The sequence below is a fragment of the Treponema sp. OMZ 840 genome, from assembly GCF_050937815.1.
GTDB lineage: Bacteria > Spirochaetota > Spirochaetia > Treponematales > Treponemataceae > Treponema_C.
This window is the reverse complement of record NZ_JACDIJ010000024.1, coordinates 1-12,187: the sequence shown is the minus strand read 5'-3', so window position 1 is coordinate 12,187 and position 12,187 is coordinate 1. Positions and strand designations below refer to the sequence as shown.

Sequence of the window (12,187 nt, the reverse complement as noted above, 5' to 3'; positions counted from 1 at the left end):
CATGACCGCTTTTCAGCTGCCACAGAAACATTTTCGCTGTACCTTCCGTACAGCTGCCCTTTTCTTTTGTACTCGAACCATACTTGCGTTCTTTCTTCCCTTCCCTAGTATTTCAAGTTTCTCCGGTTTTACACGCCATACACGTTTCAACCGACCCCGCAAAGCACTGTGATTGTTGCCTTAGCGGCGAGTGAATTGAATATATCATATCTCACTATTTTATGTCAAGCGCATTATCGCTTTTTTTTTACTTTTTTTCTCTTTTCTTTCAGTTCCCTTACGCTATCTTAGCATTTTATCTTGTTTTATCGTGTATAGCTGATTTAAATGAAATTATATAATGAATAAACGAGGCGTAAGCGAATACGACACAAAGCACATACAATAAAATTCCTATTGCACGCAATGCCTGCATGGGAAGATTTTCAGTAAAATCAAGCCTTGTAGCGCTTTCCAAAACAAGGGAAAACATACCCGCCGCTATATATAAAACGGTTTTAATCTTCCCGCCCATCTTGGCCCCAATCGTAATGCCGTGTTTTACGGCAATCAGCCGTACAAAAAGCATTCCCAATTCGCGGTGAATAATCAAAACGAGCGTCCACAAGGGCATATATCCGCTGAACGCATAACAAAAAAAAGTCGTCACATGCAAAAACACATCGGCAAAGGGATCAAACAGTTTTCCGAAATCGCTTACTTCGTTATGCTTCCGCGCATAAAACCCGTCTAAAAAATCGGTAAATTCAGCTAAAACAAGCAGAGGAAGCAAAAGGTATGCCGATACATGAAAAAAACTTTGGGTCCATAAAGGAATAAAGTATAGGAAAAAAAATACGGGCGCAAAAAAAATACGCACCGCGCTGAGCATATCCGCCGTTTTCATGGTTTAACTATAGCACAAAAAACAGCGGCTGTAAACAACCGATATAGACGGTCTTTTAAGGATAAGATTTAAAGTCCTGTACAATACTGATAGCCGAAAGGACTTCTTTGTCTTTTATAATGTCGGATGCAATTTTCACCGCTTTTTCTGCAACAACGGGAGATTCGGCAATTCCTTGCAATGTAAGCGTTTTGCCGTTTATAATCGCCCGCAAAAAATTGATACTTAACTTATACTCAAAAACAAGCGTATTAACCAAATGCTGGGCTGTCAGTAAATCTTCGATTTTTTGTTTGCCGCTTTGCTCAAGCTCTTTGGTAATCAATTTTTTGCACATTTCAGCAAGCACAAGGGCCGCGTTATGGGCACTGAACAAACCGGTATTTAAAACCACATGAAAATGGGCGGGATCTTCTACCGATATGTTAAAAAAACTTTTATGAAAGCCTATGCGATTCGAATCGCTTTCTTCCATGCGCTGCAGCGCTTGTTTTTCATCCCATGCAAACTCATCCATAAGGCGTTTTGTACGCACGGAATCCGATGCAACAAAGCGTACGGCCAAAAGATTCGGCACTTTTTCCAAAACGGCAAAAGCACCGCGTCCTATCAAAATACAGTTTCCTAAAGCGGCCGCCTCTAATATCGCCGTTTGAAGATAATCCAAATATTCATCTCTATTTTTAGCAAGAGAGGCAAAAAATCCGGGTTTTTTTTCATCGTATTTTTCAAGTTTTTCCGCAGGAAAACCTAAGGATATGATTTTATCTTCAATATCCTTGCGGTCTATAAACGTATATCCCAATAAAGTCGCCAATTCCGCAGCTATTTCATCGCCGCAAGCCGCAACCTGCCGTGAAATCGCAATAACAGCCATAACACACCCCCACTATAATACACATCGGGAACGTACGCCGTTTTTTACAATCCAACCGCATCCGCGGCAATAAAACCGCCTCTTTACTTTAGCAAGCGGATTCTTTATTCTATAAAAACACAGCGTACTTTGTACATCTTTTATGCATATATAGAATAAGGCGAAAACCAAAACTTGTCAAAGGGGATTTTACAGTTTTATGAATGACGATACTAAAACAAAAGGCATGAACAACAATTTAATTTGGGAAGTAAACACAAAAACGGGCATATACAAAACACCGGTATTTACAATAAACGATCAGCAAGCCGTTTCACCCGCAGGCGAAAAAAAAAGCTTTATTACGGTTAACGCACCCGATTGGGTGATAACGGTACCCGTATTGTCTGCAAACGACATGCAAAAAAGCGCCGGTATCAGCGAGCCGTGTTTTTTACTTGTAAAGCAATGGCGCGCTGGAGAAAATAAACTCAGCATAGAATTTCCGGGCGGCGTTATAAACGAAGGAGAAGCCCCCGAAGATGCCGCATTGCGGGAACTGCGTGAAGAAACCGGATTTAAAGCCGAAAACTGCACCCTGCTCGGAACTATGAATCCAAACCCCGCTTTGTTTTGCAACACTGTTTACTTTTTTACAGCAACCGCCCTTTCAGACATCGGAAAACCGGAGCCGGATGAGGATGAATTTCTACAGCCGCTTGTCGTTCCGATCGGCGAGGTATATAAAAAAATGGGGCGCCCGCCGTACATTCATGCACTTATGGCGGCCGCCCTGTATTTATACGGACAATCCGATACTTAAGGTTTCGGAGTTTGTTGACCGTAGATGCCGGGTGAATTTTCCGTACCCGTTTTTTGAGCACCGTAAACATCATATTTTACGGAAGGAGAATATACACCGTCGCGGAACTCTCCATTTAAACTGGGAATTGTAATTTTCATACCGGGATGAATAAGATCCGCATTGGAAGGATCCGGCATGGAAGATTTATTTGCCTGATACAGATTTTCCCACAAAAGCGGATTGTTATATACATAAGGTTTTGCCGAAATATTCCAATAGCAATCCTTTGATTTTGCCCAAGGCGTTACAATATAATATTTCGGAAGCGGCAATATTTCTTTTATACCCTGAAGCGCCGTCAAACACTCTTCGGCATATAAAGTTGCCGTCGCCCAGTTTTCCATACCGTATGCCAAAACGGCATTATCCAAAGCTTTTTGTCCTGCCGCAAATGCCATAGGATAATTTACATCCGCCTTTAAATTTTTAGCATACAACACTCTGTTTCGCGCGTAAATAATACGGGTATTGGCTTCATATTTTGCAAGCATTTCGGCAACATATGCTTCCGACAACTCGGCATTTTCTTCAGCTAAAAGAGAATATTCAACCGCTTTATCATAATCGCCGGCATCAAAGGCTTTTTCCGATTTTGCCTTATACTCTCTGGCCAGTTTTTGATACGGATTATCTATATAACTTGCAGCCGAAAGAGCACACACAAAAATTCCAAGCAGGCATAAAACAATTAATACGTTTTTTTTCATTATTGGGCCCCCTGTCCGGATTTAGTATTGTCCAAAGCGTCAAGCGCCTCTACCTGTTCAACAGGAGCGATAGCATCGGCTTTGACAGCTACGGCATCGGATTCTTCCACACGGCGTTTTGCGCGCGCCATAGCCTCTTCAGCGGCCGCACGTTTTTTCAAAACTCCCTGATACACTTTGTCCAACATACCATAACAAGTAACATAGTTATTATAGGCTTTTTCGGTTTGACCGGATTGCAATTCCTGATTCGCCCTTGTATAAAATGCAACGGCACCGGTATAACCGTTTTTATCCGCAACGGATGACTTTACCTCATCGGCTTTTTGCTTAAGGGCGGCAACTTTATCCCGCTCGGTTTCAGCCAATACCTTGTAACCCGCTTTTATTACGGAACGATAACCGTCTGCGGATTTTTTTGAAATGTCATACAAGTCCTTTCCGCTTGCACCGGATTTTAACATAGATTCGGCTTTGCGAAAATCTTTGTCCGCTTCGTCATATTCTTTTTTGGCATATTTTACAAAATCCATATCGGTAATTTTTTTCCGATCCGCATACGCATAAGACGCTTGTTCCAAAGCCTTATACCGGTACACAATATCCGACATTTTTTTGTTAAATTCGGCAGGATCGCCGCCGGCTTTATATGCCGATTGAAGGTCGCGGGACTCTTTATCGATTGCCGCAAGTTCTTTGGGCAAGTTGCGCTGAGCGCCGGCATCGACGGCTTTTTTACGAGCCGCGGCAGCTTGTTCGAGCAATTTTGCATTGGCTGCAGTTAAATCGGAACCGGCCGGCTGCACAACTCCCGTATTATCGGTTGTTTCAACGACGGCTTGACCTGTAGAATCGGGTTGTTCTGCAGGCGTCGTATCCTTCGGCGGAGTTTTACAGCCGAAGAAAAACAAGGTAAAAAGGCAGTATAGGCATAAGCCGGGAACTATCCATTTTTTCATACAATCCTCCTGGTTTTATAGAAGTCCGCACCAGCGGCATATTAAAGCACCATAAAGCCGAAACCGCAGCGATTTTTACAGCCAAGAAAGAATCGGACTAAACTGAAACAAAATGCCTCAATAATAAAGATGATACAATATTTTTTCAATAAATACAACGTTAATTTATCTTTTTTTAAAAAAAAGTACATATTCTTAATTTCTTTTTAAGTTGACGGAAGCGCCTTTTTTTTTGTATATTTATGTTTAACAAGATTATCTTTGTATTTGGAGGATTAGAATGAAGGTTAAACCTTTAGCGGACAGAGTTCTGGTAAAAATGGAAAAAACCGAATCAAAAACAGCCGGCGGAATTATTATTCCGGACACGGCTCAAGAAAAAACTCAAATAGCCTGTGTAATTGCAATCGGTACGGATAAAGAAAAGATTACCGTCCAACCCAAACAGCGGGTTATGTATGATAAATACGCCGGAACCCAAATCAAAATCGACGGCGAAGAGCACCTTATCTTAAAAGCCGAAGATATAATTGCGGTTATCGAATAAAAACTAAAAAGGCTGCCGTCCCAAGGGGATTGAGCAGTCTTTTTTTTATGATAAACGGCATAATTCGGCATTTACTGAGCCGAAGCATCCAATTGTTTAAGCATAAGCCGGGATCTGCTGTGAGCCGGATCCAAAGACAATGCCTGATTCAGCGACAAAACCGCGTTGCGGTTTTCTTTTTTTTCGCGCTGAATAAGGGCAATTTTATAATAAATTTCGGCTTTTAACTTTTTATCTATATCCGTATCCAATATTTGTTTGTACAGCGCAAGCGCTTGTATGCGCCGGCTCGATCCGTTATACAACAGGGCAAGATTAAGAAGGGCATTCGGCGATATAGCAACGTTTTTGTTGTGCTGCGCCGCTGCAAGAATTTTTTCGGCGAGGGAATAATCTTCCTGTCTAAAAGCGATGTATGCGGCGATTTCATATTCCCACGCATCTTTAAATACAACGCCGCTTTCTTCTTTATCTTCTTTTTTGTTTTTTTCTTTATCTTGTTTTTTGCCGGCAGCATCAGACTCAAGATTATACCGCACGGCAGTCCAATTATTAAACAATTCCGATGCTTCCGCTATCATATTGTTATTACAAAAATACCACAGGGCAAAGCGGATAATAAGCGAGTCGTTTTCATACGGAGCGTCGATATTTTTTTCAAGCAGCCGCCAAATATCCGCGGCTTTTTGCCGTTCACCCGAAGCGGCGGCGGTTCCCGTCTGTAAGTCCGAAAGCATCCATTGCAACTTTAAATGTTCCAGTGCAAGGGCCGCATCTTTTTTGCGGTTTAAGCTTTTTTCCATACGCAGCAGCGCTTCCCTCGGATCCGCACGCGGCACAACATCGTCAAGCTCCATACTTAAGGTTTTAATACCTTTTTCTTTTAAAACAGCCGAAAAAAGATGTTCGCCGGTTTGCGGCGCATCATACACGGATAATTTTCCGTATGCGCTCAAACCGGGAATATAGTCGGGAAAATTCCGTGTAAGCGACGATAAAAAAAAGTATGCATACCCCATATTCCCGCCATGCAGGGCGGCACGGGCGGCATTGTACCACGAAGCCGGATTCGCAAGCGGAAAACGGTCGATAGAATGAATCCATGCTTTAATGGCCGCTTGTTCATCGCCGGAACGCAAAAAAGCATCGGCCGACAATGCGGCCGCTTCGGCGCTCGGCTGTACGAACTGCAAATCTTCGGCACATTGGATAAAATTACCGGAATCATATGAAAGGCGCGCCCAAAACTCCGGCATATCATATACCGACATCGCCGCAGGGTGCAGGGAAAAGGCATCCCGCATGCGTCCCGACAAAGCATAGGTTAAAGCGGCGTTGCGTACATATGCGCTGTTTCCGGTAGTCGCCGCCGCGTCGATATATGCTTGAGTATATGCGGATGATAAAAAATGTGTGCTTTCCGATTCGGTGCCGGCGGCACCGGCGGTACGAAATCGAAGTTCCGCATATAGGGATCCGTATTTACCGCCCTCCAATTTTACCGCATAGGGACGGGCTTCATCCGTCCGATTTGAAGATATTAAAAAATGCGTATACACCGCTAAAAGCTCTTGATTGTCGGGAAAAAGCGACAACGCTTTACGCATTTGTTTTTCGGCAAAATCGTTTTTGCTTAATAACAGGGCACGCCGAATAAGGCCTATATAATCCCACGACGTATGTGCATGTTTTGCATTTTTTTTAAGCAGGCGCCATGCTCCCCCGTAATCTTCGGCTGCAATAAAACCGTCTGCAATATCAAGCTGTTCTATAAAGGCGGAAGAAGAAGATCCCGACGAACAAGAAGCAAAACCTAAAAAAGCAAAGATTACAAAAACTGCAAAAAAAAACGCCGTACAAGGTTTCATAGCTTTCGGTTTTCCGTTTCGAGCGTCGACTTAACGGAAGCCAAAACACCGTTGACAAAACGAAAAGCGTCGTCCGAACCGTATTCGCGCGAAATATCGACCGCCTCATTTATAACGATGGACGGATGAATATCTTTTTGAAACAAAAGGGAATACACGCTCATACGCAAAACGGCCAAGTCAACCTTGTTGAGCCGGCCGATTTCCCAGTTAACCAAATGGCGTGAAATTACGGCATCTATGCGGTCTATAGCTTCAAGGGTACCGCCGATTATAAGACGTGCAAAGGTTTTGCCGTCTTCACCGATACGCTCAAGCTGTGCTTCGGATGCCCAAGAAAAATCAAGCAGCGTTTTTTCATCCTTTGTGCCGGAATCCCATGCATACAATGCCTGAAACGCCAAAATCCGGCTTTTTCGCCTGGCCATTTTTTCTCCTATTCGGTTAAGACTCTGTTAAAAAAGGCAAGCCGCCCTCAGCGGCTCTCTTTTACCAGTCCAAAAGCTTGTTCAAAGCGTCGCCCGTTTTAAGCATATGGTAATTTTCGGGGGTCCGCAAAGAACGCATAACGTCTTCAACGGCAGAGGCAAAGGCGGCAGCTTCTTTTTGCCGGCCTATTTGTTGTTTAATATATTCGTATACGGTAATGGCCGTATCGGGCTGGACTTCATCATCCAAAGCAAGTATCTTTGCAGCGTATTTTTCCTGAACGGTGTAAAACTGAAAATCCGAAGGAGTTTCGGTTACATCGGACATAAAACCGACATTTTGTGAAAAAAGTTTAAGCAATGCGTCATAATCCATTCCCAGCTGTTGAGCGGCAAGTGTCCCCTTACTGACATACATATCGCCGGCTTGAAAACCCGAATTCTCAAGTTTGCCCTTTACTTTAAGCTGAGCATAGGTTGTTTTTTTATTTTTTAAATCGGTTCTCAAAGAATCGGCCGTTTTTTTTGCAGACTCGGCATCTTTCCCTTTGGGAATAACAACCAAAAAAAGTTTTAGAATATCGTTTTGCACAAAGTTTGATTTGTTGATTTCAAAAAACGAACGAATCTCGGCATCGGAAACGGAGGTGCTTTGCAGTTCATTCCGTTTAAGGGACATAACATACTGCTGGGCAATGAGTTGATTTTTAAGAAAATTCTTGTATTCGGACAGATTCATACCTATCTGCGCCGAAAAATAATCGTCCAGCGACATTCCGCTTTGACTTTTTATTAAAGCGGCGAATTCCTGCTCGCTTATAGGCTGACCGACTTGTGCGGCAATGGAATTCAAAAAATAGTCGTTAACGGCAGCATCCGTAATGGAAAGTCCCGCTTTTTGCGCCGCTTGAAGCGCCAATTTTTCGTCAATCATAGCGTCGAGTATTTCTTTTTTTTGCTCGACGGTAAAAGACGGCATTCCCGTTTGTTTTTGGTAAACGGCCACCCTGTTTTTAAGCTGCTTAAGCGTAATCGATTCGGTTTTGTTTAACTTTATCGTAACCAGCGGCTGCAAATCGTTTTGCGCCGATGCAAAAAACACTGTAACCGAAAACACAAACAATACTGCAAACAAACGTTTCATATCCTATCCTTTTTACAAAACATTTTCGGGCGATTTTTATTTTATGCTAAAAGCCCGTATGACTTATATAAAAATACAACAACTTGCACGCCCCTGCGTTACAACCTAAAGCGAATGTGTTCAATCGGCACATTCGAATATATTATCCAAAAAAATCACCGCATAAAACCGACTTTGTTTTAATTTTCGGGCTTGTCTAAAAAGCCGATTGCTTTCCGACCGTTCCGACAGCGCCCGTTACGCTTGAATCACCGCCCGTATACGGCGCACACCCGCTGACGACGACTGCTCTTTTTGTATTTTGAACGTGCCGATGGTTCCCGTGTGTTCCACGTGGGGGCCGCCGCACACTTCTTTTGAAAAATCGCCGATTGAATATACCTTTACCTTTTGTTCGTATTTTTCGCCGAACAGGGCACGCGCACCCGTTTTTTTTGCTTCTTCCAAATCCATCACTTCAACCGTAACGGGAAGGTCGCGCTTTATCTGCTCGTTGACCATCGCTTCAACCTGCGCGATTTCTTCTTTTGTCATCGGGGAGGGATGCGAAAAGTCGAACCGCATGCGCTCGGCGGTGATATTCGAGCCTTTTTGCGCAATGTGCTCGCCCAAAACGCGGGCCAAAGCTTCCTGCAACAAGTGGGTGCAGGTGTGGTACTTTGTCGTAATTTCCGAATGGTCGGCCAAACCGCCTTTAAAAACCTGATTGCTTGAGGCGCGCGACAATTCCTGATGCTTTTTAAAAGCTTCGTCGAATTCGGCGCGGTTTACCTTCATGCCGTGCTCGCCTGCAAGCTCTTCGGTTAATTCAACGGGGAAGCCGAAGGTATCGTAGAGGCGGAAGGCGACGCGGCCGGGAATGATTTTTGCAGGGTTTTTCATCAAATTGGGCAAAAGCTTTTCAAACTCGGCTTCGCCCTTTTTTAAAGTTTCGAGGAACTTTTCTTCTTCGCGCAAAAGTTCTTCCAGGATAACGGCCTTCTTTTCTTCAAGTTCCGGGTAGGCGGCTTTAAAGTTTTCGATAACAACCTGAGCGGGAACTCCTAAAAAGGCTTTTTCCAAGCCGAGTTTTTTCCCGTGGCGCACCGAGCGGCGTATCAGGCGGCGCAGCACATAGCCCGCTCCCACATTCGAGGGAAGTACGCCCTTGGGGTCTCCGATAATAAAGACGGCCGCGCGTACGTGGTCGCAGATAATGCGGATTGACGTATCGTCGGCTTCGTTTTCGCCGTATTTTTTGCCGGTTAAGTTTTCCAGCGACTTGATAATCGGCTGAAACACTTCCGTGTCGTATACGGATTTTTTACCTTGGAGCATGGCCGATGTTCGCTCGATTCCCATACCGGTATCGACGCAGCGGCGGCTTAACTTGGTGTAGTTTCCGTCCTTGTCTTTATTGTATTCCATAAAGACGTTGTTCCACATTTCGATGTATTTACCGCATGAACAGCCGGGCTTGCAGTTATCGCCGCATGATGCTTTTCCGGTATCGTAAAAGATTTCGGTATCGGGACCGCAGGGACCGGTTTCGCCTGCGGGGCCCCACCAGTTGTCGCTTCGCGGCAAAAAGTGTACCCGTTCTTTGGGGATGCCGAGCGACATCCATATTGAAGCGGACTCTTCGTCGCGGGGAATGCCTTCTTCGCCTTCAAAAACGGTAACCGATAATTTATCGACGGGAATATTCAGCCATTCTTTACCCGTTAAAAACTCAAAGCTCCAGCTTATGGATTCTTTTTTAAAGTAATCGCCGAGCGACCAGTTGCCCAGCATTTCAAAACAGGTAAGATGGCTTGAATCCCCTACCGAATCGATGTCTCCCGTGCGTATACATTTTTGATAATCGCACAGCCGCGTTCCCGAAGGATGGGGCTCTCCCATTAAATAGGGCACCAGCGGATGCATTCCCGCAGTGGTAAATAAAACGGTTGGGTCGTTTTCGGGGATAACCGACTTACCCGATATTTCCGTATGACCCTTTGTTTTAAAAAATTCTATATATTTAAAACGTAATTCATTTGCTGTCATATACTATATAATAGCTAAGCGGTATATAAAAGTCAATATTTCGCACGGAGTTGAAAAAAACGCAAGGAGCGCAGGGGACGCAAGGGGTTTAGAGAGGGATGTAACCGCAAAGGGCGCGGGAACGTAGAGGAGTTCAAGTTTCTCCGATTGGCAGTTAAAAAACAAATTGTGCGGTTTTTACATGCCGCTTTAGCGGGTGTTACGCACACCGAAAACACCGTAACGATTACCGTGCCGGAATAAATAACGCACCCCCGATTCGGGCGGGTGGGCACCCCTGATCCAAGCGAGCGGGCACCCCTGATCCGAGCGATACGAGGCGTTAGTATCGCTCGATACGAGATATTAGTACCGCCCGATACGAATGACATGTTCTGCCGTAAGATAAGCACGGGTTTTACATCAATTCTTTTAACATGAGAATCACGGCAGCCGGAAGTATTAAAAACCATGCCGCCGCAGCCGCTATAAGCAGACTTTCAAAGAGATTTTTTGTGCGGACAATTTTTTGTAAGCGTATCAATTCGGAAAACTCCTCTTCGGTTAAGCTGCCGTTTTGTTCGAGTTCCGTGCGGGCAAAATCTTTAAAACCTTTTGCATACATGCGGAATTCTTTTGAATAGCCGCGGGGCATGGAGGTTCCGAAGTGCAAAAACCCGGTAAAAAGCGCGTCGGCTATGTCTTTATAAGTGCCCGCCTTATTCAACAAATCTATCATGCGCTTAACGTTTTTGCAGCTTTTACTATAAAACACCGCGCTACAGATAAGAAAAACCGCCCCCGCACCCCAAATAACAAAGGGAAAAAGCGGCTCGGATGAAAATAAAAAATTAAGGGTGTTCAGGACGGTGAGTACGGCTGTAAAAAGGACGGCGAGAAGGGAGTGTTTTTTTATAAAAAACTTAGAGCTTTGCAATTTCCGCTTCCGAAAGACCGGTAACTTTTGAAATCAAGTCAACACCGAGCTTTTCAACCCTCATAAGTCGTGCCGTTTCAAGAGCTTTTTGCCGGGCACCTTGAGTAATGCCTTCGGTAATACCCGCTTGCACACCCTTGGTATAACCGAAATGTCCCCAAGAAGCTTTGTCGTGTTTATACTTCATACGGTTTTTATAGAGCCGCCGCTCTTTCGGGTTTTGGAACATTGCGTCTATCGTTTTATTTGTCTGTTCCATTACAGGAGAATTATCCGCAAGCATTACACGCACTTTCCTCGCAAAGTTCATTTAACTTAAAACCTTCACCGACTATGTTTATTGTAATACACTTAGACGGTTTTGTATACACTTCACCTTTTTTTAAGTTTTCGGTATACATCCTCGTCCAATCATGGGAGGTAATCAATATGTTAATAGCCGAATATGACTACGACACCGACTGCTAATGTCGAAGTTTAAAGTACAAATGTCGAAGTTCAAAGTGTGAATGTCAAACTTCAAACTTCAAATGCCGAAGTTCAAAGTTCGCCCCTCGCACTTCCCCCGTTCGCATTCGGTATTCTTCCCGCCCTTAAAACACATTAAAAAAACGTTCCCAAAAACTTTGTTTTTTTAGGAATTTTGTGTTACAATGTTTAAAAAGGGAACGTCCTGTTCCCTTTTTAACTTCAGTTTTACGCTTTGCGTAAAACTGGTTACCTATAGCTTTTCCGTACGTCCGTGTACGGGTCGGAAAGCGTATGGAAAACGGTGAACCGGGCGGGAACATGGCATAAAACCGTGCTTCCTGCTCGGTTTTATGCGACGAGTTTTGCGTTGCAAAACATCGCGGATAATCGGCCTTTCCGCCGTCCATGGCGGGATTTGAAACATTGCGGATAATCCGCTTATCTACATCTGTGCTGTGCTTTATATTAACTTTTTACGAGGGGCGTTATGCACGGTAATACCGGCACATCTG

Annotated in this window: 12 protein-coding genes and 1 pseudogene; 2 read left to right on the top strand and 11 right to left on the bottom strand. The window is 44.1% G+C overall.

Going from position 1 to position 12,187, the window contains the following annotated elements; all coding sequences use genetic code 11:
• Positions 1–295: 295 nt before the first annotated feature.
• Together pgsA and H0R92_RS13860 are read right to left on the bottom strand one after the other, a co-directional pair.
• A complete protein-coding gene (pgsA, locus tag H0R92_RS13865) occupies positions 296–886 on the bottom strand; it encodes a CDP-diacylglycerol--glycerol-3-phosphate 3-phosphatidyltransferase (RefSeq protein ID WP_432966220.1) in 591 nt (196 codons plus the stop codon).
• A 55-nt stretch (positions 887–941) separates the two neighbouring features.
• Positions 942–1,763 (bottom strand): AAA family ATPase, encoded by an 822-nt coding sequence (locus tag H0R92_RS13860; protein WP_432966217.1) that lies wholly within the window; start codon positions 1,761–1,763, stop codon positions 942–944.
• A 199-nt stretch (positions 1,764–1,962) separates the two neighbouring features.
• Between H0R92_RS13860 and H0R92_RS13855 the strand changes: the two genes are divergently transcribed.
• Positions 1,963–2,565: an NUDIX hydrolase gene (locus H0R92_RS13855; protein ID WP_432966214.1), complete on the top strand. Its 603-nt coding sequence runs from the start codon at positions 1,963–1,965 to the stop codon at positions 2,563–2,565.
• Here the strand turns inward: H0R92_RS13855 and H0R92_RS13850 are convergent.
• Together H0R92_RS13850 and H0R92_RS13845 are read right to left on the bottom strand one after the other, a co-directional pair.
• A complete protein-coding gene (locus H0R92_RS13850) occupies positions 2,562–3,314 on the bottom strand; it encodes a LysM peptidoglycan-binding domain-containing protein (RefSeq protein WP_432966211.1) in 753 nt (250 codons plus the stop codon). The genes H0R92_RS13855 and H0R92_RS13850 overlap by 4 nt on opposite strands.
• Positions 3,314–4,273 (bottom strand): hypothetical protein, encoded by a 960-nt coding sequence (locus H0R92_RS13845; protein WP_432966208.1) that lies wholly within the window; start codon positions 4,271–4,273, stop codon positions 3,314–3,316. Before H0R92_RS13845 ends, H0R92_RS13850 begins: the two co-directional genes overlap by 1 nt.
• A gap of 280 nt (positions 4,274–4,553) precedes the next feature.
• Between H0R92_RS13845 and H0R92_RS13840 the strand changes: the two genes are divergently transcribed.
• Positions 4,554–4,820: a co-chaperone GroES gene (locus H0R92_RS13840; RefSeq protein ID WP_432966205.1), complete on the top strand. Its 267-nt coding sequence runs from the start codon at positions 4,554–4,556 to the stop codon at positions 4,818–4,820.
• Between the two features lie 71 nt (positions 4,821–4,891).
• Here the strand turns inward: H0R92_RS13840 and H0R92_RS13835 are convergent, their stop codons facing one another.
• The 7 genes and pseudogenes from H0R92_RS13835 to H0R92_RS13805 all read right to left on the bottom strand — a co-directional run bounded on the left by H0R92_RS13835 (position 4,892) and on the right by H0R92_RS13805 (position 12,082).
• Positions 4,892–6,688 carry a hypothetical protein gene (locus H0R92_RS13835; RefSeq protein WP_432966202.1) on the bottom strand — a complete coding sequence of 599 codons (1,797 nt, stop codon included), beginning with the start codon at positions 6,686–6,688 and terminating at the stop codon, positions 4,892–4,894.
• Positions 6,685–7,116: a transcription antitermination factor NusB gene (gene nusB, locus H0R92_RS13830; RefSeq protein ID WP_432966199.1), complete on the bottom strand. Its 432-nt coding sequence runs from the start codon at positions 7,114–7,116 to the stop codon at positions 6,685–6,687. The genes H0R92_RS13835 and nusB overlap by 4 nt, the downstream gene beginning before the upstream one ends.
• A 61-nt stretch (positions 7,117–7,177) precedes the next feature.
• Complete coding sequence (locus H0R92_RS13825; RefSeq protein WP_432966196.1) at positions 7,178–8,260, bottom strand: peptidylprolyl isomerase; 1,083 nt, start codon at positions 8,258–8,260, stop codon at positions 7,178–7,180.
• A 237-nt stretch (positions 8,261–8,497) separates the two neighbouring features.
• Positions 8,498–10,288 carry an alanine--tRNA ligase gene (locus H0R92_RS13820; RefSeq protein ID WP_432966193.1) on the bottom strand — a complete coding sequence of 597 codons (1,791 nt, stop codon included), beginning with the start codon at positions 10,286–10,288 and terminating at the stop codon, positions 8,498–8,500.
• 397 nt (positions 10,289–10,685) lie between these two features.
• Positions 10,686–11,204 carry a hypothetical protein gene (locus tag H0R92_RS13815; RefSeq protein WP_432966190.1) on the bottom strand — a complete coding sequence of 173 codons (519 nt, stop codon included), beginning with the start codon at positions 11,202–11,204 and terminating at the stop codon, positions 10,686–10,688.
• Positions 11,191–11,614: pseudogene (locus H0R92_RS13810) on the bottom strand (Rpn family recombination-promoting nuclease/putative transposase); the annotation flags it as partial. The gene H0R92_RS13815 and the pseudogene H0R92_RS13810, both read right to left, overlap by 14 nt.
• A gap of 183 nt (positions 11,615–11,797) precedes the next feature.
• Positions 11,798–12,082, bottom strand: a complete 285-nt coding sequence (locus tag H0R92_RS13805; RefSeq protein WP_432966187.1) for a hypothetical protein — start codon at positions 12,080–12,082, stop codon at positions 11,798–11,800.
• Positions 12,083–12,187 lie beyond the last annotated feature (105 nt).

Excerpts from the sequence above, each read along its gene's own strand:
- pgsA (WP_432966220.1), bottom strand. The coding sequence starts at position 886 with ATGAAAACGGCGGATATGCTCAGCGCGGTGCGTATTTTTTTTGCGCCC.
- H0R92_RS13860 (WP_432966217.1), bottom strand. The coding sequence starts at position 1,763 with ATGGCTGTTATTGCGATTTCACGGCAGGTTGCGGCTTGCGGCGATGAA.
- H0R92_RS13855 (WP_432966214.1), top strand. The coding sequence starts at position 1,963 with ATGAATGACGATACTAAAACAAAAGGCATGAACAACAATTTAATTTGG.
- H0R92_RS13850 (WP_432966211.1), bottom strand. The coding sequence starts at position 3,314 with ATGAAAAAAAACGTATTAATTGTTTTATGCCTGCTTGGAATTTTTGTG.
- H0R92_RS13845 (WP_432966208.1), bottom strand. The coding sequence starts at position 4,273 with ATGAAAAAATGGATAGTTCCCGGCTTATGCCTATACTGCCTTTTTACC.
- H0R92_RS13840 (WP_432966205.1), top strand. The coding sequence starts at position 4,554 with ATGAAGGTTAAACCTTTAGCGGACAGAGTTCTGGTAAAAATGGAAAAA.
- H0R92_RS13835 (WP_432966202.1), bottom strand. The coding sequence starts at position 6,688 with ATGAAACCTTGTACGGCGTTTTTTTTTGCAGTTTTTGTAATCTTTGCT.
- nusB (WP_432966199.1), bottom strand. The coding sequence starts at position 7,116 with ATGGCCAGGCGAAAAAGCCGGATTTTGGCGTTTCAGGCATTGTATGCA.
- H0R92_RS13825 (WP_432966196.1), bottom strand. The coding sequence starts at position 8,260 with ATGAAACGTTTGTTTGCAGTATTGTTTGTGTTTTCGGTTACAGTGTTT.
- H0R92_RS13820 (WP_432966193.1), bottom strand. The coding sequence starts at position 10,288 with ATGACAGCAAATGAATTACGTTTTAAATATATAGAATTTTTTAAAACA.
- H0R92_RS13805 (WP_432966187.1), bottom strand. The coding sequence starts at position 12,082 with ATGGACGGCGGAAAGGCCGATTATCCGCGATGTTTTGCAACGCAAAAC.